The sequence below is a fragment of the Vibrio aquimaris genome (assembly GCF_009363415.1).
GTDB classification, from domain to species: Bacteria; Pseudomonadota; Gammaproteobacteria; order Enterobacterales; family Vibrionaceae; genus Vibrio; species Vibrio aquimaris.
In genome coordinates this window covers 561,166-581,824 of record NZ_CP045350.1, presented here as the reverse complement: position 1 = coordinate 581,824, position 20,659 = coordinate 561,166, and the positions used below count along the sequence as shown (strand labels likewise).

Genomic DNA, 20,659 nt, shown 5'->3' with positions numbered 1-20,659 from the left:
TTTTTTAGTCTTCTAACCTTTAACTCTTTGCACCAAAAATGGCACCAACTCACTATGTGCTCTACGTAATAATGCTTCAGTGTCATCCCAATTAATACAAGCATCGGTAATTGAAACACCATATTCCATTTGATCAAATGGGATGTCCGAAGCTTGATTTCCTTCGTTGATATGACTTTCAATCATCAAGCCTATAATGGACTTGTTACCCTCTCGGATTTGGTGAATCACATCTTCAGCAACCATTGGCTGGCGACGGAAATCTTTACGAGAGTTGGCATGACTGCAATCAACCATCAAGGATGGGGACAATCCTGCTTTTTCCATCTCCTGCTCGCACTCTGTCACCGATACTGAATCATAATTGGTCTGCTTTCCACCACGCAAAATCACATGGCCATCCGTGTTCCCCTGGGTCGTTAGCAATGCCACTTGCCCTTCACGGCTGATCCCCATGAATCTGTGACTCGAAGAAGCTGCTTGCATAGCATTTATGGCTGTAGATAGGCTGCCGTCTGTACCATTTTTAAATCCGATTGGCATTGATAGACCACTGGCCATTTCACGGTGAGTTTGAGACTCTGTCGTTCTCGCACCAATTGCAGCCCAGCTAAAAGTGTCAGCAAGGTACTGAGGACTTATAGGATCGAGAGCTTCAGTAGCAAGAGGAATCTCCATTTCAGCCAAATCCACCAGTAGTCTTCGGCCGACATGCAACCCTTGTTCTATATCAAATGAGCCATCAAGTTGAGGATCATTAATCAAGCCTTTCCAGCCCACAGTGGTTCTAGGCTTTTCAAAATAAACTCGCATTACAAGGTAAATATGATCATTTAATTGCTCAGAAAGTGCTTTCAAGCGCCTCGCATAATCTTTGGCAGCATCGATATCATGAATTGAGCATGGCCCACAGACAACCAACAAACGATGATCTTTTTTATGAATAATGTCCGATATTGTCTGACGAGACTGTTGAATAAAATGGCGAGCCTTTTCACTTAGCGGTAACTTTGCTTTAAGTTCCTCAGGAGTGATAAGCACCTGCTCTTCGGTAATATTTATATTGCTCAATTCACTTTTTTGCATATTCACACTTTTGTACATTTAAATTTACATCAATTCACCTCAAACCTGCCAAGGCAGGACAAACATACCTTATCAGTGTTTATTAAAAACTCAAAGTGTAAATCAAAAAAAACATTATGTAATAAATTATTTACACCATCAATCAAGAATGTATTTCATCGCCTCTGATGCATTTTTCCATTCTTGACTACGACGAAGCTCGTCAAGTTTAAACGATTGCTTCTTAACCAAACCCGTAGCCTTTGTAACCTGACTAATTGGCAAAGTATCTAACACCTCGACTTGAGCATCACGTTGGTTACAAACAAGTACCATGTCACAGCCTGCGGCTAATGACTTTTGCGCACGCTCTGCAACATTGCCCATGACTGCCGCACCTTCCATGGTCAAATCATCAGAAAAAATAATCCCTTTAAAGCCTAACTGTTCTCTTAATACTTTCTGCAACCAATACTCTGAACCACTCGCCGGCTTGGGATCATAATGAGGAAAAATGACATGAGCTGGCATCATGGCATCAAGCAAATTGTTTTTTATCTGAGCATCAAAAATTGCCATGTCCTGATCAAAGATTGACTCTCGATTATCGTGAGGTGTTTCAAGGTGAGAATCCTCTGTTACCCCACCATGACCTGGAAAATGTTTCCCTGTTGTCGACATTCCCACAGACTTCATTCCGCGCATAAATGCGCTGCTATGGCGAACTATGGTATCAATACTTTCACCAAAAGAACGACTTCCTATCGCTTTTGATTGGTGACCTTTATCGAGCACCGGAGCAAAACTAAGGTCGATATCATGAGCAATCAATTCAGCGGCCATGAGCCACCCTCCTTGCTCAGCTAATTTTTCACCTTGCGTCTGTTTAGCATAGAGCTCTGCTGCTGGAATGTTAGAAAAGCCCTGTTTAAAACGCTGTACTCTTCCCCCTTCCTGATCGACGCCAATTAAAATAGGCCTCTTAGCGGCGGTTCGAATAGACTCATTCAGCGCTATAAGCTGTTCATTATCATAATAATTTCGAGAAAAGAGTATGACACCTCCTACTGTCGGATGCTGTAGAACTTCTCTATCTTCCGCCGTCAATTCACATCCTTCCACATCAAGCCATAAAGGTCCCATACCGTTGTTCCTCATTATTTAAATAACTAGCAAAGTATTATCGTAGAAACGAGACAAAGATAATAACAAGATCTCGACACTATCGGCAGAGCATTTTCTTTGATGCCTCTCTTGCCAATACCAGATTTGATTGAACAAACACGCAGCACTCTAACTCATAGATAATAAGCCTATATAACTCATCAAATAACACCTTATCTATCGCTTTTTCCTTCTGTATCATCGCATACTATGTACTAAGAGTGTTCTAGGGAAGACAGGGATCTATGAAGAAAGAGCAATACATTGGCATTATGTCAGGTACCAGCCTAGACGGCATCGATGTGGTATTAACGGAAATATGTGATGACAAGGTGGTATTGATTGAGGCTAAAAGCTTTGAATATCCGGATGTAATCAAGCAACAAGTCTTAAGTGTATCCCTTGGCCAAAGTACAGATCTACCCAAACTCGGTAAATTAGATAATCAACTAGGTCACCTCTATGCTGAGTCCGTTCTGGCGCTTCTGAAAGAAACAGGAGTGAATAAAGAAAGAGTCACTGCCATTGGTAATCATGGTCAAACGGTTTTTCACCAACCAACAGGGAAAGCGCCGTTTACCATACAACTGGGTGATGCCAATATCATTGCTGCGAGAACAGGAATTACTACCATAGCAGACTTTAGACGCAAAGATATCGCACTGGGAGGTCAAGGCGCGCCATTGGTCCCAGCCTTTCATGACGCTCTATTTCGCTCACAAGAATTCACCACTGTGGTGCTGAATATCGGCGGCATTGCCAACATTTCTGTGCTGAGCCCAGAGCAACCTTTGCTCGGTTATGATACGGGCCCCGGCAATCTACTAATGGATGCTTGGTGTGTGAAACATAAAGATTTACCTTATGACAAGGATGCTGTTTTTGCCTTGCAAGGGAGTGTATACACTCTTTTATTAGATGAGCTGCTAGCAGAACCTTACCTGACAAAACCATCTCCCAAGAGTACCGGGCGTGAGTTGTTTAATCTGACATGGCTAGGCAAGATATTAGACAAATACTCATGCTCAGCTGAAGATGTACAAAGAACTTTATGCGAATATACAGCTCAAACCATTTGCAATGAAGTTAAAAAATACGATAACAATAGTCGGCAAAGGCTCCTAGTCTGTGGTGGTGGTGCTAAGAACCCTTTATTGATGGAACGATTGAAGGCGCTTTTACCGCTCTGGTCGGTTGAGTCAACAGAATCAGAGGGAATCGATAGTCAAAATATTGAAGCGATGGCGTTTGCTTGGCTTGCCTATCGCCGCATGCACAACCTACCAAGCAACATACCACAAGTCACGGGGGCAAGTCGCTTGGCTTCTCTTGGTGTCGTATATTTTGCCGATTAGACCTAGTGATATATAAGGAAGACCATGACAAACGACACATTGATTAACGCACTTTCTCATTTAATATCAGAAGGTCGTAATCCAGATACCATGGACATTGATACCCTTTCATCATTGGACATTGTTGAGCGTATTAACCAGCAAGATAAACTAGTACCTTTCGCTGTCGAGAAAGTTTTAGCACAGATAGCACGAGCCGTCGATAAAATCACTGACGCCTTTAAAATTGGTGGCCGACTGATATATATGGGCGCGGGAACAAGCGGTCGTTTAGGTATATTAGATGCCTCTGAATGCCCACCAACCTTTGGCGTTTCTGATGATATGGTGATTGGATTAATCGCTGGTGGTAAAGAAGCAATATTAAAAGCTCAAGAAGGAGCAGAGGATTCACCATCATTAGGAGAGCAAGATTTAAAAGGTATTAAACTTTCCCATCAAGATGTACTAGTTGGCATCGCGGCCAGCGGGCGCACTCCATATGTCATTGGCGGGTTAGACTACGCCAATAAGGTAGGCGCAACAAGCATTGCATTATCTTGTAATCCAGAATCTCCGATTGCCAATATTGCCAATATCGCGATATGCCCAATTGTTGGACCAGAAGCATTAACCGGATCCACTCGCCTAAAATCAGGAACGGCACAAAAGCTCGTACTCAATATGCTGACAACAGCAAGCATGATACGCTTAGGCAAAAGCTACCAAAATTTAATGGTCGATGTGAAAGCGACTAACGCCAAGCTTGTTGCAAGAGCCACACGCATTGTCATACAAGCAACCGATTGTAGTCAGCAACAGGCCCAAGACACCCTTAAAAAAACCGACTATGACGTTAAACTCGCTATTTTGATGCTATTAACTGGCCTAGACAGAGATGCGGCTAAAGAACAGTTAAACCTTCAAAATGGTTACTTGAGGAAAGCTGTCATTGAACAAACAAACAGAAGTTAGCATAAGTAAAGCGCCCAACTTTAAATCAGGCGCTGGTTGTCTTGGTGACTTAGTAATCTAAGCGTTCAATATGAGTAATACCTACATTACCATCAAGATCACTAAACATATGAACCATTGCTGGATAGGGCTGCGCTCCAGGGGAAACAACTTCTGCATTACAGAAAAATGCATAATTTTGTCCAGCAACGACTTGAGTTGCTACAACTAAAGGCGAGTATTTAACACCCACAAGCCCTTCAATACCTTTAGCAAATACTTCTTTATTTTCTTCTGTGAGTTCATGAAATGGACTCCAGCCACCAACCATATGCGTTGACATAATATTATTCCTTGTTTTATGCTCACCATTGAGCAATATGAACATAGTTCAATAATATTATTTTGCCATTTTTATATTAGAATTTGTTAAGACTCCAAAATACCGTTGTCAATTGGAATACTCATTCCAGCCACGCTGCCATTCCATACGAAACTTTTGTGCACCTTCAGTTCCTTCACAAACACCCTCATAGTGCTGACCTGTAAGCCCTATTTGGTAGGCATGATTAGGATTGCAAAACTCTTCTAAGCCAACAATATAGCCTTGTTCATAGTCACTATGCTTTGTGCTTCCTAATTTAGAAAGCTGGTTTATAGTACGCTGATTATTACCTCGAATACCATCTTGATAACCTATCGTGTACCAATCACCTTGTTGGACAAGCTGCTCTGTCGTCGCCGCACACGCGAATAACGTAGTTAGGATCATGAGAAGGGTCAGTTTTTTCACGATTTATCCTTGTTTGTTTATCAAGTATCTAACGGGTGCAGAGAGATAATGTCAATTGCCGACGTTTGCGTCAACACCCGCTATTAATCAACTTTCTAAATCCTAAACAAAGTAATAAAAACGGATTTATTGAGAACAATAACCGAGCTAACAGAACCTACTGGCATAGATATGTATTATATCAACTCAATAACTCACTTATCACTGTGGAGCAAGTATCATGATTTGGTTTTTAAGCTGTGTTGCAGCACTCATTGGAGGCTACTTCCTCTATGGGACATTTATCGAAAAAATTTTCCGTATTAACGTCGAACGTCAAACTCCAGCACACAGTCAATCTGATGGCGTTGATTATGTGCCCATGTCAACTAAAAAGGTTTATCTAGTTCAGTTACTCAATATCGCAGGTGTAGGCCCTATTTTTGGTCCAATAATGGGAGCCTTGTATGGTCCAGCAGCCATGCTGTGGATAGTGATTGGCTGTATTTTTGCGGGCGCTGTACACGATTATTTCTCTGGTATGTTGTCGGTACGCAATGGTGGGGCATCTATACCGACAATTACTGGTAAATACCTGGGCAAAAGCGCCAAACACTTTATGAATATTTTTGCGATTGTCTTGCTGCTACTGGTTGGTGTTGTATTCGTGTCAGCCCCTGCTGGTATGATCACCAACCTTATCAATGACCAAACTAACCTATCGGTTAGCATGACAACAACTGTGATCGCGATCTTTATTTATTATATTATCGCTACCCTCGTCCCTGTAGATAAAATAATCGGTCGGTTTTACCCATTGTTCGGTGCCTTACTCCTTTTCATGTCTATCGGTTTAATCAGTGCAGTTACACTATCAAGTGAACACACGCTAATGGGGAGCTTTCATGTCAAAGACATGTTTACCAATCTAAATCCAAACGATATGCCTCTATGGCCAGCATTATTTATTACTATTGCTTGTGGTGCTATATCTGGCTTCCATGCGACTCAATCGCCACTCATGGCTCGCTGCATGGAGAATGAGCGCAATGGACGATTTGTCTTTTATGGTGCAATGATTGGTGAAGGGGTCATTGCCCTTATTTGGTGCGCACTTGCTCTGTCCTTCTTCGACAATTTAGAGGCTCTATCACAAGCGGTAAGTACCGGAGGACCCGGAAACGTTGTCTATAGTGCGTCTTTTGGCTTACTAGGGGTATTTGGTGGCGTCATGGCTTTTCTGGGAGTGGTCATTTTGCCAATTACCTCAGGGGATACTGCCTTTCGTTCAAGTCGTCTGATATTAGCTGAATACTTCAACATGGAGCAGAAAACACTCAGTAACCGACTGATAATAGCTGTCCCACTCTTTATTATCGGTGGCATACTGACTCAAATCGATTTTGGGATCATTTGGCGATATTTTGGGTTCGCGAATCAAACCACGGCAGTGATGATGTTATGGACAGCTTCAGCTTACTTAGTCCGTCAAAATAAACTCCATTGGGTAACCACTATTCCCGCGATCTTCATGACAACGGTTGTGATCAGTTTTATTCTCAATAGCAGCACTCTTGGATTGGGTCTTGCAATAAACATATCAACCGCCGTTGGTCTCATCTGTTCAGTTATGGCAACTCTTTATATCACTAAGCTTCCAAAAAAGACTCAGCAAGATAAAGGTGAACAAAGCAATACTGAAACCGAAAAACTAGCATAATAGATAAAAAAGGCTCCGAGGGAGCCTTTATATGTGTAAAGGGAAAAGTGCTGAAGAGCGGCAAGATAGACTAATCAACTTGCTTGATTTGCAGCTCTTTCGGTACTTCGAAGAACATATTTTCTTCTCTACCTTGTACCTCTTCTACCGTTCGGGTGCCAATCAGGTCTTGAATTCGTTCGAGGATCTTGTTCACAAGCTCTTCCGGTGCAGAGGCTCCAGCGGTAACACCGACTTTTACTTTGCCTTCTAACCATTCAGGCTCGATATCTTCAGGGCAATCGGTCAAATAGCTAGGTGTACCCAATTTTTCAGACAATTCCTTTAATCGAGTGGAGTTAGATGAATTTTTCGACCCTACGACAATCACAACATCAACATCAACTGCCATATCTCGCACGGCATCTTGGCGGTTTTGCGTGGCGTAGCAAATATCATCTTTGCGAGGGCCTTGGATATATGGAAAAACCCTACGAAGCTCTTCAATCACATCCGCAGTTTCGTCAACAGACAAGGTTGTTTGGCTAACATAGTGTAGGTGAGTAGGGTCTTTAACTTTGTCGACAAGACCAATAACATCTGCTGGTGTTTCAACCAAATACATACCACCCTGATCACTTGCGTATTGTCCCATAGTTCCTTCGACTTCAGGATGTCCAGCATGGCCAATCAAGACAACTTCCATATGCTTACGGCTCGCGCGCGCAACCTCCATATGGACTTTGGTTACTAGTGGGCAAGTTGCATCAAAAACCGTTAAATCTCTCTCTTTAGCTTCCTTTCGAACTGCTTGCGAAACACCGTGAGCAGAAAAAATCACGATATTATCATCTGGAACTTCGTGCAACTCTTCAACAAAAACAGCGCCTCTTTGCTTCAGCCCTTCCACAACAAATCGGTTGTGAACGACTTCATGACGGACATAAATCGGTGGCTGATAGAGCTCCAATGCACGCTCGACAATACTGATTGCACGATCGACACCTGCACAAAACCCACGAGGGTTAGCTAAAAGAATTTTCATTTCATCGCTCATAATGAGTCTATTATTACTTCAGTTCATTATTCTACTGACAAAATCTCAACTTCAAAAGTCACATCTTGACCAGCTAGAGGGTGATTAAAGTCTACCGTTACTGAATCACCTGCGATTTCAGTAATGATTCCCGGAATTTCCACGCCATCGGGGCCGGAAAATGCCATAACTGTTCCAATTTCCACTTCTGCATCACCGACAAACTTAGCTCGGTCCATATGGTGGACATTGTCTGGATTTGGAGCACCAAATGCATCTTTAGCTTGCAGCTCAACGGTCTTCTGATCCCCGACCTTCAAACCCAGCAAACATTGTTCAAAGTTTTCACTCAGACTGCCATCACCCATAACGAACTTAGCTGGTTTGCCCATGTTATAGGTACTATCTGCGACAGAACCATCTTGAAGTTTGATCGTAAAATGCAGGGTCACTGCAGATTGTTGGACAATCGTCGTCACAATATTATTTCCTTGATACTATTTAGATTTCTCAATTTACAGAGAGCTCAAGCATAAACGCATCACTTATTTACCAGAAGTAATAAGCGTAAATTTAATCCGTCTCTTGACCTTTCTTGTTACGAAAGCCATCCAGAATAATCATTACTGCGCCAATACAAATTGCACTATCGGCAAGGTTGAACGCAGGCCAATGATAACTTCCCCAGAAGAAGTCCAAGTAGTCGACCACAAAACCATGTACAACGCGATCAAATACATTACCGACTGCTCCGCCAATGATTAGAGCATAAGCAATGTTATTCCATTTCTCTTTGGCAGAAAGTTTACTCATCCAATAGGTGAGTAGACCCGTAACCCCAAAAGCAATACCGGTAAATAACCAGCGTTGCCAACCCGCTTGATCACTTAAAAAGCTAAATGCAGCCCCATAGTTATGAACGTAGAGTAAATTAAAAAAAGGTAACACCTCGATTCGATTAGCCCAACCATATCCCATGGTATCCATGACTAAGAGTTTAATACCGATGTCCATCAGAAAAATAACCATGGCAACCCACAGCCAGCGCACTCCTGAATTTTTAAGAGTTAATGCTTGTTCGTTCATACCATTCCTAAAACTAGCCCCAGTAAAGACTGGGGCTATAGACTGACTAAAAAGTTCCAAGTGACAGTAATATTCGCTTGTTAAGCGAATTTACGAACTTCACCCTCTCCTTCCACGTTAGATACGCAGCGACCACAAATTTTTTCATGGCCCTCAATGCTGCCTACATCAGGTGAATGATGCCAGCAACGATCACACTTTTCTGCATCTACCACTGACACCTCAACAAATAGCCCCTCAATATCGGTAGCCTGTGCTGCATCAGATTTTTCACTGATAGGTCTTACAAGCGCTGCTGAAGTGAGCAACACAAAACGCAACTCGTTGGCCAGCTTGTTTACTTTATCTGCAATAGCATCATCAGCGTATAAAATCACTGAAGCCTGCAATGCACTACCTATGGTTTTGTCATTTCGAGCGGCTTCTAGCAGTTTATTTACTGAGCCTCTAATAGTCTGAATGTCAGACCAAAATTCATTATTTAGTGCTTCACCATCGGCAAGGCCAAACAAACCATCAAACCATTCGCCTGTAAAAACAAACTTGTCACGTTTACCTGGCATCTCGTTCCAAATTTCGTCTGCAGTAAATGACATAATAGGTGTCATCCAGCGAACCAGAGCTTCAACAATATAGTAAAGCGCCGTTTGACAGCTGCGCTGAGCATGCCCGCCACGCTTGGCTGTGTACTGGCGATCTTTAATGATATCGAGGTAGAAAGAACCCATTTCGATCGAGCAGAATTGCATTAGACGCTGTGTTACCGCATGAGTATTATACTCATCGTAAGCTTTAACGATTTCTTCTTGGGCTGCAAGCGCACGCCCTACAGCCCAGCGATCTAACGCCACCATATCTTCTGCTGCAACAATATCCGTTTCAGGATTAAAGCCACTAAGGTTGGCTAAGAAGAATCGAGCTGTGTTACGAATACGGCGATAAGCGTCCGCGCTGCGTTTTAAAATTTCATCAGAAACGGCCACTTCGCCAGTATAATCCGTTGATGCTACCCATAAGCGCAAAATATCCGCACCGAGCTTGTTAGTCACATCTTTCGGAGCAACAACATTACCAATAGATTTAGACATTTTACGGCCTTGACCGTCAACCACAAATCCATGGGTTAGAACTTGTTTGTATGGCGCTTCCCCCTTCATCGCTATCGACGATATGAGCGACGACTGGAACCAACCTCGGTGTTGGTCAGAACCTTCAAGGTATAAGTCTGCGCTATGACCATTGTATTCTTCACGAGCATCAACAACAGAATAGTGAGTCACGCCTGAATCAAACCATACGTCGAGCGTATCTAACACTTTTTCGTACTTGGCTGCATCATCACCGAGTAAATCTGAAATTTCCAGGTCCCACCATGCTTGAATACCTTTTTGTTCAACTAACTTGGCAACTTGTTCAATCAGCTCTGATGTATTTGGGTGAAGCTCAGCCGTTTCTTTATGAACAAACAGTGCTATCGGCACACCCCAAGTACGTTGACGAGAGATACACCACTCAGGACGGCCTTCAATCATGCCTTCAATACGGCTCTGTCCCCATTCAGGCATCCATTCAACGCCTTTGATAGATTCAAGCGCTTTGTTGCGTAGACCAGCTTGATCCATAGAAACAAACCATTGCGGTGTCGCGCGGAAAATAATAGGGGTTTTATGGCGCCAACAATGTGGATAGCTATGTTCATAAGCATGGTGATGAAGTAAAGCGCCCTTTTCTTTTAGCGTTTCAACAACAGCATCATTGGCTTTAAACACATGTTGACCAGCAAACAGCTCAGTATCTGGAAGGTAAACACCGTTAGAGCCAACAGGGTTTGCTACTTCTAAATCATATTTGTTACCCACTGCAAAGTCTTCTTGACCATGACCTGGGGCAGTATGAACAACACCTGTACCAGACTCAGTGGTGACATGATCACCAAGGATAGCCGGTACGCTAAAATCATAAAAAGGGTGATCAAACTTAGACAGCTCAAGATCACTTCCTGTAGCAAAGCCTAGGTTGTGATAATGCTCAACACCAAAGCGATCCATGACGTCTTTGGCAAGCTCAGAAGCCACTATGATTCGCTCCGGGTTGTCCCCTTCGACTTGCACTAGAACATACTCAAGATCATCACGCAGACATACTGCTCGGTTTGCAGGTAGAGTCCAAGGTGTTGTGGTCCAAATAACGATGGAAATATCACCTTTGCCTTCATGCCCTTCAGTCAATGAAAACTTAGACAGTAGAGCCGCCTCATCGCTGGCTTTAAAACGCACGTCGATAGATGGGGAGACTTTATCTTTATACTCAACTTCTGCTTCAGCGAGTGCACTACCACAGTCTGTACACCAATGAACGGGTTTAAAGCCTTTTAGCAGGTGGCCATTGTCGGTAATCTTACCGAGTGCACGAATGATATTAGCTTCAGTCGCAAAATCCATGGTGCGGTATGGTTTATCCCACTCACCCATAATACCAAGGCGCTTAAAGCTCTCTTTTTGGCCTTCCACTTGGCCTGCCGCATACTTACGGCATTCTTCACGAAATTCAGCTGAAGAGATTTTTTGTCCCGGCTTGCCTTTCTTTTTTTCTACCATTAGTTCAATTGGTAGGCCATGACAATCCCAACCGGGAATGTATGGCGCGTCAAAACCAGAAAGTGTTTTGGATTTAATAATAATGTCTTTAAGAATCTTATTTAGTGCGTGGCCAATGTGAATGTCACCATTCGCATAAGGGGGGCCATCGTGTAGAACGAAAGATTTTTTGCCTTTCTTCGCTTTACGGATTTCACCGTAAAGGTCTTCTTTGTACCAACGCTCAAGCATTTCTGGCTCACGATTAGCCAGATTGCCACGCATCGGAAACCCTGTTTCAGGAAGGTTCAGGGTATCTTTATACTCACTCATCGATTCTTAATTCCGTTGTGTTGGGTGACAGTTAGACATTATGCCAAACAGCGAACTAAACCGCTTGGTCTTTATACCGACGCAGCCACACCCTTGCTGCTTCAGCATCCAATTTAATTTGTTGTTTTAGTAAGTCAAAAGACTCAAATTTTTGCTCATCTCGAATTTTATTCAGCAGAACAATTTCAAGCTGTTTGCCGTATAAATTCGCATCAAAGTCAAACAGATGCACTTCTAGTTGCTGGCGAATACCCTTCACCGTTGGTCGAGTACCTATATTTGCAACACCACCTATCGGCTGCTCGTCTAGGCCAAGAACATGAACCGTATACACTCCTGCGACTGGTGAGACGCAGCGTTTAAGTGGAATGTTCGCGGTAGGAAAACCTATGGTTCTGCCTAGCTTTCTCCCATGAGCGACTCTGCCACTGATGCTGTAATTTCGCCCCAGCATCTTTGAAGCGAGTGGTAGGTTATCACTCGCTAAAGCTTCTCGTATTGCCGTACTGCTGATACGCAGCTGCTGCAGACAAAAGCTATGGGTATTCACCACATCGAAACCATGTTCCTTCCCGGCTGCTTGTAACATTGCAAAGTTACCTTGCCGCTCTCGACCAAAGCAAAAATCATCTCCAACGACCAGAAACTTAACACCCAATCGCCTTACCAACAAGTCACTAATAAAGTCTTGGGCAGTTTGATTAGCAAAACCATGGTTGAAATTGACACACAGCAGGCGGCTAATATCGAGTTTATCTAATTGAGTAAACTTATCTCTCAAACGAGTTAATCGAGCAGGCGCTTTATCTTTGGCAAACAGCTCCAATGGCTGTGGTTCAAACGTCATGACTGTCGAGGGCAAACCGATTTCTTTCGCCTTATCAGATAGTTTATTCAAAACAACCTGATGGCCAAGGTGTACTCCATCAAAGTTACCTATCGTCAGAACACACCCCGCATGATGTGCTTTGATATTGTGGATACCTCGAATCAATTCCATTCAGCGCGTCTAAGTCCTATTGGTTTCAAATTTAATACTACGTGAAACCGACAGATTATATACTAATCATCATTGCTATGTCGCGGCTTTTAAGTCTTTTAAACGAAGACCCATAATCAAAAGCGAAATGACATAAACCGCAGCGCCTGCGCCGATCAAAAGGAATAACCAAATAACTCGATTAGATAAGCTCCAATTTAACCAAACTGAAATATCTTCTAGTTGCCATAAAATAGCACCAGCCATCAAACCACCAGCAATGATCGATTTGACAATAAAAGCCATAGTTCGTCGAGTCAATTGATACACTTCAGCCAGATGGAGACCTCGATATAACAAAGACATATTCACAAAAGCAGATAATGCCGTAGCAATAGCTAGACCAACATACCCATAAAACCAAGCGAATATAGCGTTAAACACCATATTGGTTACCATGGCGATAATTCCGTACTTAACAGGTGTTTTAGTATCTTGGCGCGAGTAGTAACCCGGAGCGAGAACCTTAATCAGCATAAAATTAAGCAGGCCAGAGGCGTAAGCCATCAAAGACATGGAGGCACGTTCAACGTCCATAGGACTAAACTCACCACGCATAAAAAGGACCATTAGCATAGGCTTAGCTAGCACCATCAAGCCCAACGTGGCTGGAACACCGAGCAAGACGACCATGCGAACTCCCCAATCCATAGTCTGAGAAAAGCCAACACTATGAGAATCTACGTGCTTTCGCGACAAAGCAGGTAAAATGACGGTAGCAATAGCGATACCAAACAAGCCTAAAGGGAATTCAAGTAAGCGATCTGAATAATAAAGCCAACTAATTGACCCCGTTTGTAAGAAGCTGGCAATAAAGGTATCAAACAGTAAATTTATCTGACTGACCGACACACCAAATAGAGCGGGGATCATCAGAGTCCGAATTTTAACCACTCCTGGATCCTTCCACCCCCAAGCAGGCTTAACAAACACCCCAGCTTTAACTAAAAAGGGAATTTGAAATAGAAACTGCACTAGGCCGCCCAGAAAAACACCAATCGCCAAGCCTACCTCAGGCTGAGAGATATTAGGCGAGATATACCATGCCGATAAAATGATCATTACATTTAGGAAAACAGGCGAAAAGGAAGAGACGGCAAATTTCCCTAAGGTATTTAAGATCGCGCCTGACAAAGCAACAAAGGTAATGAACCAAAGATAAGGAAAAGTGATCTTAAGCATAAAGCTCGCCAATTCAAATTTTCCGGCAGAAGGGCCACCATTAACCCAATCAAGAAACCAGCCAAAGCCAAATAAAGCGGTCACAGCGCCTGAGCATAAAACGCCTAAGACGGTGACGATAGACACTAAAACACCTAACGTGCCCGCAGCTCTCGCTATTAACTGGCGAGTTTTATCCATATCACCGGTTGCATGATATTCCGTTAATACGGGTACAAACGCCTGAGAGAAAGCGCCCTCTGCAAATAAACGACGCAGAAAGTTGGGAATTTTATTGGCAAAAAAGAACACATCCGCACTGGCGCCAGCCCCCATTAAATTGGCCACAACGACATCGCGTACCAAACCCAGCACACGAGAGACAAAAGTCATAGCACTAACAATTAGTCCTGATTGGAGTAGACGTTTACTCACAGCTACCTCGAAAGTCCTGTAATACTAATAATTGACCTCCACTCTATAACGCGAATGTCAGCGCTAGAGTAGATTAGTATTAGCAATGAAAAAAAAATACTGATAGAATCCCCGCCATCTTAACCGTGAAGACCCCTCTGATCCAAAATTTGTTTGGCTTCGATTGGTTTTTGCACAAATCATTTGACATTTAAGCGCAAATAGGGGATATTCCTCGCCCTTAAATTGTCACCGAACTTAAGTTTTTGGGAGTTAGACCCTTGGCAAATAGTAAATCTGCTAAGAAGCGCGCTATCCAAGCTGAGAAACGTCGCCAGCACAATGCTAGCCGTCGTTCAATGATGCGCACTTACATGAAGAAAACTGTTGCTGCTATCGAAGCAGGCGACAAAGCTGCTGCAACTGAAGCTTTCGCTACAGTTACACCAATCCTAGACCGTATGGCAACTAAAGGCCTTATTCATAAGAATAAAGCTGCTCGCCACAAGTCTCGTTTCGCTGCTGCAATCAAAGCTCTGTAATAAAGCTCTGATTCCTTTAGCGAAAAAAACCGGCCTAGGCCGGTTTTTTTATATCCGAGAAAGCTAAGTTCAGACGTCTGCCGCCTCTGCGCAATATATACTATGCAGAAGGTGTATCATTGACTTAACTTCTTCACTGCTTAACGTGTAAAACACGGTTTGAGCCTCTTTGCGAGTGTTCACTAAACCATCACGACGCAACCATGCTAAATGCTGCGATAATGCCGATTGGCTTAACTCTAACTGACTACATAACTCGCCAACAGAAAGTTCTTGATTATGCAATAAGCATAAAATTTGCAGGCGTCTTTCATTTGCCATGGCTTTGAGTAGTACCACCGCTTTGGCAGAATTTTTTTCCATTTCTTTTAAATTCATCGGCTAGCACCTCTTAAAACACCATAAAATATCAAGCCTGTCATTTACATATTGATACATTCACAAAGCCGATACTAATCTATTTGCATCAAGTAATCTATTTGTTAGAACCAGAAATATTACTACTGGAATAGATCCGTAAAATCAGCATCACATACATTCTTTACCGAAGGGTGTTGAATCATACGTTCCGCAAAAATAACGTAATATTCTTCTTTAAGTTCTTTTACATGCTCTATCAGTCGTAAAGGCAGATCATTCTCAACTTCAGACATATAAAGAGAAGGCGCCAAAAAAATCACATCTGAGTGATAACGTGAGAATGATTTCATTAAGGCCGCATCATCAAACTCTCCTAAAATATTAGGTTGTAGTCCTTGATAATCAAACCACTGTAATACTTTTCTCCCCATTGCTGTTCGACTACCAGGTATCAATAGTTTTTTCTCCTCTAGTACCGCTGGAAACGATAGCCCCCCAGTATCGCCATTAGAGAAAAAACCCATATGACATTCCCCAAGCTTTTTACTGTATAAACCTGGTAGCTGACTTGAATCAACGGGGCAGTCAGATAAAATCATATCGAGCTTATGTTGAGATAATTGCTCAAGCAGCATTTCATGGGTCGATTCAAAACACCGTAAGTGGATACTATTATCAGGTGGCACAGCTGTCATTAGAACCTTACTTACTAAGCGTTTAGATAAAGCATCCGCAACCCCAACATCAAACAACATATTGGCTCGCTGGCTGTAATTAACGATATCTAACATCTCGTAACTAAGACCAAACATACGCTCCGCATATTTAAAAACCAGTTGTCCTAACTCAGTAGGTTCAATGCCTCGGCCACTGCGTTTGGTTAACTTACCTCCCATGCGCTCTTCCAATGCCTTTATTTGCCCGGTTACTGTTTGGGGAGTAAGAAATAGGGCATCAGCCGCTTTTGTTACTGACCCTTGGTTACATACCATCCAAAAGTAGTAAAGGTGATTGTAATTTAAATGCGACATCATCTCTCTCTGCTTTCAATATCGTTATCGGTTATAGCAGAACCGGTTTATGACAACAAGCATTCGAAAAAACCGAAATAAACACGAGAATAAGCATGAATAAGGCGAAGTCTACTTCACCTAGAATGACAATAAGGAGTAACCTGCATCACAAAACTTTGTTTTTAAATTCTAACCAGAGAAAGTTTAAATAAAAATACTCAATAAAATCAATAACTAAAAAACACATAAGCTTCTTAATAAGCAAAAAATCACTGCAACATATAACTGTAATATTAATGACATAATTAACCTCTACTATCGCCAACAGTTTTAATAATTGACCGTAACAATGATTCTGGTCCACGGAGAAAATTTATGAACCAAGCTATTACAACAGCAGCACCTATTTCGAGTACAACTCGATGGTTGCGCTGGGCTAACTTGGCGTTCATGCTGTATCTATTGCTTTTAGCAGTATCTATGGTTGGTAGTGGTTTTAAATGGGCAACAGGCGACCAAGCGAAGGTTTTATTTGAATTTGCTTCGCATCCGGTTGCGGGCTTGATGATAGGTCTAGTTGCCACTGCTCTCATTCAATCTTCAAGTACTGTTACTTCTATTATTGTAGGGCTTGTTGCGGGTGGATTGCCTGTTGAAACTGCTATCCCAATGATCATGGGAGCGAATATAGGAACGACGGTAACCAATACGCTCGTTTCTCTGGGACACATTCGCAATAAAGAAGAGTTCAAGCGCGCTTTTGCCAGTGCCACGATTCATGACTTCTTCAACTTATTAGCCGTGGCTATTTTCCTACCTCTAGAAATGATGTTTGGTATTTTGGAAAAAGTTTCTCATTGGCTAGTTTCACCATTTCTGGCGACAGGCGACATGAGTATGAAGGGACTAAACTTCATCAAGCCTATTACCAAGCCCGTTGTCGGAGCACTCAAGGAGCCATTGAGCACCTTTGGCGATACAATGGGTGGCGTGATGCTTATAGCTATCGGTATCGCAACTATTTTTGTAGCGATTACCGTGATGGGTAAATTGATGAAAAGCCTGATGGTTGGGCGTGCTCGTGAAATCCTCAAAAGCGCAATCGGTCGCGGCCCAATCCATGGCATCTTATCAGGCTCAGTAGTCACAGTATTGGTACAGTCTTCTTCGACAACCACCAGCTTAATGGTACCTCTGGTAGGCTCTGGCGTATTAAAAGTGAGAGATGTTTATCCCTTTACTTTGGGTGCCAATATAGGTACTTGTATTACCGCATTGCTGGCAGCAACGGCTGCATCAGGTGAGTTTGCTGTTTTTGCTCTGCAGATAGCACTCGTCCACCTATCATTTAACATACTAGCAACCGTACTTATTTTTGGTATTCCGGTACTGAGAGAATTGCCAGTTAAGGCTGCAGATATCATCTCGGATATGGCGGTAAAAAATAAAGCGGTTGTCGCTGGCTACCTCTTAGCGGTATTCCTAGTATTGCCCGGCACTATCCTCGCACTCAGTGCATAAGTAAAACCGATAAAACAAAACCCCGCACGTGATTGCGGGGTTTTCTGTTTTAGGGATGCCAGTAAAAGTGTCATTAAACTGAAAATGGGTATTGAATAGGATCGTGATGCTCATACCCTTCAACCCAAAAATCATCCAATGTCACCCATGTTTCCAAATCTTCTAGTGATTTTATCTCTGGATTGATATGAAAGGTGGGGGCTTTCAATGGCTCACGTTTTAGCTGTATATCTCTCATTAACTCAAGTTGATCTTCATAGATGTGAGCGTTAACAATTTTATGATATGCTTGGCCAGCTTTTTTCCCCGTGATCTGAGCCATAACAGCCAGAAACACATAAACTTGCACCATATTAAAGTTTAGGCCCAGAGGCACATCACAAGAGCGCTGAGTACTGTTCAAGTACAAGGTATCACCAAGCAGAGAAAAGTGATGACTATACATGCATGGACGTAGGCAGCCCATGTGAAATTCTCCGGGGTTATAGAAATTGAGGATCTCTCCCCTATCATCAACACCTCGAGTTAAATCATCGACAATTTTTCGCAATTGATCGACAGAGCCACCATCTGGTTTTGCCCACGAGCGTCCCTGAACACCATAGACTCGGCCCATATCATCAGAGCCTTTTCTATATGGGTTATTCAACCAAGCTGAATTTTGGTTAGCGTTTGCATCCCATGTTTTCGTGCCAAGTCTGCGAAAGTCCTCGGCGTTATCATAACCTCGGATATAACCCAGTAGTTCTGCAACCGCGGCTTTCCAAAAACTTTTTCTGGTTGTTACTAAGGGAAACTGATTCTGAGCAACGTCATAAGTGAGATCTGAGTTAATCACAGTCAAGCAGCGTTTGCCTGTACGTTCATTTTTGACCCACTCACCGTGGTCTACAATACGCTGACACAGATCTAAATATTGTTTCACACTTGTTCCTTATTTTATTTCGTCTGCTGTGGGATCACATCTTTATAGTGGCCACGTTTATATGCCCACAACATCATCAAAATGCCACCAACTACCATAGGCAATGACAAAATTTGACCCATGGATATAAAGCCGCCAAATAATCCTAAGTGCGCATCAGGTTCACGAACATATTCAACTAAGAAACGGAATGAACCATAGCCCGCTAAAAACAATCCAGACACGGCGCCAAGTGGACGCGGCTTTTTGATAAACCAATTCAAGATGAGAAACAAAACAATCCCTTCAAGGGCCATTTCATATAACTGAGAAGGATGGCGAGGTAGAGGCCCACCCGTAGGGAAAACCATTGCCCATGGCACATCCGTTACACGTCCCCAAAGCTCACCGTTCATAAAGTTACCAAGTCTACCCATACCTAAACCAAAAGGAACCAGTGGGGCGATAAAGTCAGCAACACCGAAAAACGTACGGCCATTCTTTTTGGCATACCAGAACATGGCGCTAATCACACCCAACAAACCACCATGGAATGACATGCCGCCAGTCCAAACTTTGAATAGGTAAAGAGGATCTTGTAGGAAGAGATCAAAGTTGTAGAATACAACATACCCTATACGACCGCCAATGACGACACCAAGGAATCCAGCAAACAAGAGATCCGAAACCTGTTCTCTTGTCCAACCACTATCAGCTTGGTCTGCTCGTCTATTAGCCAACCATAGAGCAAACGCAAAACCAATTAAATACATCAAACCGTACCAACGAATTGATAAAGGCCCAAATGAGATCAGAACGGGATCGATATTGGGGAATTCAAGGAATCCTTGAGACATAAAACTACCACTCTTTTGGTGTTAAGATAATTAAATGAGAGTTCGTTACCACAGCATAGTTCCCGCGACAAAGAGCAAAAACACCGCAAAGATTTTTTTCAATGCATGAGTCGGTAAAGATGTCGCCATTTTAGCACCAATACGTGTCGTCAACATAGACGCTGATGCAATCGCGAGAAGGGCAGGTAAATAAACATAGCCCAAACTATACATTGGCAGAGATTGTGCCTGATAACCATGCAAGATGAAACCTATCATTCCTGCCATGGCAATAAAACATCCGCACACTGAGGAAGAACCAACAGCCTTGCGCATTTCCACACCATGACGGTTAAGAAAAGGAACTGATAATGAACCACCACCAATACCAGCAAGGCTTGATACCATACCGATACCAGTCCCAATAGAGATAGTCGCCAAGCTGCCTGGCATGGTTTTAGTGCTCTGCCTTTTAATCGAAAACAGCATTTGGATAGCCAAACCTAACACAATAAAACCAAAGACCTTAGGCAAATATTTCGCTGGTAGCCATTCGGCAATATTGGCTCCGAAAAAACCACCAACCACAACTCCAGGCATCAACCACTTAACGACATGAATATCGACATTACCGAGCTTAAAATGATTAAAAGCGGAAGAACCTGAAGTGACAATAATTGAAGCAAGAGAAGTCGCTAGCGCTATTTGCATGCTAATTGAAGGATCGATTCCGGCAAGCGGCAAAAGAAATAACAAAGCAGGCACAACAATTAAACCGCCGCCAATACCAAGTAGCCCTGCCATTATCCCCACAAATCCCCCAAGAAGGACTAGCATAGCTAAAAATTCA

General features: G+C 42.8%; 20 protein-coding genes. 5 read left to right on the top strand and 15 right to left on the bottom strand.

Translation table 11 applies throughout. From position 1 onward, the window contains the following. Nucleotides 1-12: 12 nt before the first annotated feature. Entirely contained in the window at nucleotides 13-1,086 is a 1,074-nt protein-coding gene (locus tag FIV01_RS02720; RefSeq protein ID WP_152429618.1) for a 3-deoxy-7-phosphoheptulonate synthase, read from the bottom strand. A gap of 138 nt (nucleotides 1,087-1,224) precedes the next feature. Continuing rightward, entirely contained in the window at nucleotides 1,225-2,208 is a 984-nt protein-coding gene (nagZ, locus tag FIV01_RS02715) for a beta-N-acetylhexosaminidase (protein ID WP_152429617.1), read from the bottom strand. 266 nt (nucleotides 2,209-2,474) lie between these two features. Between nagZ and FIV01_RS02710 the strand changes: the two genes are divergently transcribed. Next, nucleotides 2,475-3,584, top strand: coding sequence for an anhydro-N-acetylmuramic acid kinase (locus FIV01_RS02710; protein ID WP_152429616.1), 1,110 nt, complete (start codon nucleotides 2,475-2,477; stop codon nucleotides 3,582-3,584). A 24-nt stretch (nucleotides 3,585-3,608) separates the two neighbouring features. After that, on the top strand, nucleotides 3,609-4,538 hold the full coding sequence (gene murQ / locus FIV01_RS02705) for an N-acetylmuramic acid 6-phosphate etherase (protein WP_152429615.1): 930 nt from the start codon (nucleotides 3,609-3,611) through the stop codon (nucleotides 4,536-4,538). Between the two features lie 49 nt (nucleotides 4,539-4,587). On the opposite strand, the gene FIV01_RS02700 is transcribed toward murQ, so the two are convergent. Then, nucleotides 4,588-4,860, bottom strand: a complete 273-nt coding sequence (locus FIV01_RS02700; protein ID WP_152429614.1) for a hypothetical protein — start codon at nucleotides 4,858-4,860, stop codon at nucleotides 4,588-4,590. A gap of 108 nt (nucleotides 4,861-4,968) precedes the next feature. Continuing rightward, entirely contained in the window at nucleotides 4,969-5,310 is a 342-nt protein-coding gene (locus FIV01_RS02695) for a DUF2799 domain-containing protein (protein ID WP_152429613.1), read from the bottom strand. A gap of 220 nt (nucleotides 5,311-5,530) precedes the next feature. Between FIV01_RS02695 and FIV01_RS02690 the strand changes: the two genes are divergently transcribed. Continuing rightward, nucleotides 5,531-7,009, top strand: coding sequence for a carbon starvation CstA family protein (locus FIV01_RS02690; RefSeq protein ID WP_152429612.1), 1,479 nt, complete (start codon nucleotides 5,531-5,533; stop codon nucleotides 7,007-7,009). A 70-nt stretch (nucleotides 7,010-7,079) separates the two neighbouring features. Here the strand turns inward: FIV01_RS02690 and ispH are convergent, their stop codons facing one another. The 6 genes from ispH to murJ form a co-directional block, all read right to left on the bottom strand. Then, on the bottom strand, nucleotides 7,080-8,045 hold the full coding sequence (gene ispH / locus FIV01_RS02685; RefSeq protein ID WP_172971805.1) for a 4-hydroxy-3-methylbut-2-enyl diphosphate reductase: 966 nt from the start codon (nucleotides 8,043-8,045) through the stop codon (nucleotides 7,080-7,082). 26 nt (nucleotides 8,046-8,071) lie between these two features. Further along, entirely contained in the window at nucleotides 8,072-8,503 is a 432-nt protein-coding gene (fkpB, locus tag FIV01_RS02680) for an FKBP-type peptidyl-prolyl cis-trans isomerase (RefSeq protein ID WP_152429610.1), read from the bottom strand. Nucleotides 8,504-8,597: 94 nt separating this feature from the next. Next, on the bottom strand, nucleotides 8,598-9,110 hold the full coding sequence (gene lspA / locus FIV01_RS02675; RefSeq protein WP_152429609.1) for a signal peptidase II: 513 nt from the start codon (nucleotides 9,108-9,110) through the stop codon (nucleotides 8,598-8,600). Between the two features lie 80 nt (nucleotides 9,111-9,190). Further along, entirely contained in the window at nucleotides 9,191-12,019 is a 2,829-nt protein-coding gene (gene ileS / locus FIV01_RS02670; RefSeq protein ID WP_152429608.1) for an isoleucine--tRNA ligase, read from the bottom strand. Between the two features lie 55 nt (nucleotides 12,020-12,074). Continuing rightward, on the bottom strand, nucleotides 12,075-13,019 hold the full coding sequence (ribF, locus tag FIV01_RS02665) for a bifunctional riboflavin kinase/FAD synthetase (RefSeq protein WP_152429607.1): 945 nt from the start codon (nucleotides 13,017-13,019) through the stop codon (nucleotides 12,075-12,077). Between the two features lie 75 nt (nucleotides 13,020-13,094). Beyond that, nucleotides 13,095-14,654 (bottom strand): murein biosynthesis integral membrane protein MurJ, encoded by a 1,560-nt coding sequence (gene murJ, locus FIV01_RS02660; protein WP_152429606.1) that lies wholly within the window; start codon nucleotides 14,652-14,654, stop codon nucleotides 13,095-13,097. Between the two features lie 260 nt (nucleotides 14,655-14,914). Here murJ and rpsT point away from each other — a divergent pair, with 260 nt between their 5' ends. Next, nucleotides 14,915-15,175, top strand: a complete 261-nt coding sequence (gene rpsT, locus FIV01_RS02655; protein ID WP_004410238.1) for a 30S ribosomal protein S20 — start codon at nucleotides 14,915-14,917, stop codon at nucleotides 15,173-15,175. Between the two features lie 69 nt (nucleotides 15,176-15,244). On the opposite strand, the gene FIV01_RS02650 is transcribed toward rpsT, so the two are convergent. Both FIV01_RS02650 and nhaR read right to left on the bottom strand, forming a co-directional pair. Next, nucleotides 15,245-15,553, bottom strand: coding sequence for an ArsR/SmtB family transcription factor (locus FIV01_RS02650; RefSeq protein WP_152429605.1), 309 nt, complete (start codon nucleotides 15,551-15,553; stop codon nucleotides 15,245-15,247). A 122-nt stretch (nucleotides 15,554-15,675) separates the two neighbouring features. After that, on the bottom strand, nucleotides 15,676-16,566 hold the full coding sequence (gene nhaR / locus FIV01_RS02645; protein WP_152431637.1) for a transcriptional activator NhaR: 891 nt from the start codon (nucleotides 16,564-16,566) through the stop codon (nucleotides 15,676-15,678). Between the two features lie 357 nt (nucleotides 16,567-16,923). Between nhaR and FIV01_RS02640 the strand changes: the two genes are divergently transcribed. Further along, on the top strand, nucleotides 16,924-18,069 hold the full coding sequence (locus FIV01_RS02640) for a Na/Pi symporter (RefSeq protein WP_114786952.1): 1,146 nt from the start codon (nucleotides 16,924-16,926) through the stop codon (nucleotides 18,067-18,069). Between the two features lie 73 nt (nucleotides 18,070-18,142). On the opposite strand, the gene FIV01_RS02635 is transcribed toward FIV01_RS02640, so the two are convergent. Genes FIV01_RS02635 through FIV01_RS02625 form a run of 3 tightly spaced genes read right to left on the bottom strand, consistent with a single transcriptional unit; the run spans nucleotide 18,143 to nucleotide 20,646 of the window. Then, nucleotides 18,143-18,994, bottom strand: coding sequence for a thymidylate synthase (locus tag FIV01_RS02635; protein ID WP_152429604.1), 852 nt, complete (start codon nucleotides 18,992-18,994; stop codon nucleotides 18,143-18,145). A gap of 14 nt (nucleotides 18,995-19,008) precedes the next feature. Continuing rightward, on the bottom strand, nucleotides 19,009-19,830 hold the full coding sequence (gene lgt, locus FIV01_RS02630; protein ID WP_152429603.1) for a prolipoprotein diacylglyceryl transferase: 822 nt from the start codon (nucleotides 19,828-19,830) through the stop codon (nucleotides 19,009-19,011). A 45-nt stretch (nucleotides 19,831-19,875) separates the two neighbouring features. After that, the gene (locus FIV01_RS02625) at nucleotides 19,876-20,646 is read right to left on the bottom strand and encodes a sulfite exporter TauE/SafE family protein (RefSeq protein ID WP_152431636.1); all 771 of its coding nucleotides are present in this window, start codon (nucleotides 20,644-20,646) and stop codon (nucleotides 19,876-19,878) included. Nucleotides 20,647-20,659: the final 13 nt, after the last annotated feature.

Excerpts from the sequence above, each read along its gene's own strand:
- FIV01_RS02690 (WP_152429612.1), top strand. The coding sequence starts at position 5,531 with ATGATTTGGTTTTTAAGCTGTGTTGCAGCACTCATTGGAGGCTACTTC.
- nagZ (WP_152429617.1), bottom strand. The coding sequence starts at position 2,208 with ATGGGACCTTTATGGCTTGATGTGGAAGGATGTGAATTGACGGCGGAA.
- FIV01_RS02710 (WP_152429616.1), top strand. The coding sequence starts at position 2,475 with ATGAAGAAAGAGCAATACATTGGCATTATGTCAGGTACCAGCCTAGAC.
- FIV01_RS02650 (WP_152429605.1), bottom strand. The coding sequence starts at position 15,553 with ATGAATTTAAAAGAAATGGAAAAAAATTCTGCCAAAGCGGTGGTACTA.
- lgt (WP_152429603.1), bottom strand. The coding sequence starts at position 19,830 with ATGTCTCAAGGATTCCTTGAATTCCCCAATATCGATCCCGTTCTGATC.
- FIV01_RS02625 (WP_152431636.1), bottom strand. The coding sequence starts at position 20,646 with ATGCTAGTCCTTCTTGGGGGATTTGTGGGGATAATGGCAGGGCTACTT.
- lspA (WP_152429609.1), bottom strand. The coding sequence starts at position 9,110 with ATGAACGAACAAGCATTAACTCTTAAAAATTCAGGAGTGCGCTGGCTG.
- ileS (WP_152429608.1), bottom strand. The coding sequence starts at position 12,019 with ATGAGTGAGTATAAAGATACCCTGAACCTTCCTGAAACAGGGTTTCCG.
- FIV01_RS02640 (WP_114786952.1), top strand. The coding sequence starts at position 16,924 with ATGAACCAAGCTATTACAACAGCAGCACCTATTTCGAGTACAACTCGA.
- ribF (WP_152429607.1), bottom strand. The coding sequence starts at position 13,019 with ATGGAATTGATTCGAGGTATCCACAATATCAAAGCACATCATGCGGGG.
- nhaR (WP_152431637.1), bottom strand. The coding sequence starts at position 16,566 with ATGTCGCATTTAAATTACAATCACCTTTACTACTTTTGGATGGTATGT.
- FIV01_RS02700 (WP_152429614.1), bottom strand. The coding sequence starts at position 4,860 with ATGTCAACGCATATGGTTGGTGGCTGGAGTCCATTTCATGAACTCACA.
- FIV01_RS02720 (WP_152429618.1), bottom strand. The coding sequence starts at position 1,086 with ATGCAAAAAAGTGAATTGAGCAATATAAATATTACCGAAGAGCAGGTG.
- murQ (WP_152429615.1), top strand. The coding sequence starts at position 3,609 with ATGACAAACGACACATTGATTAACGCACTTTCTCATTTAATATCAGAA.
- ispH (WP_172971805.1), bottom strand. The coding sequence starts at position 8,045 with ATGAGCGATGAAATGAAAATTCTTTTAGCTAACCCTCGTGGGTTTTGT.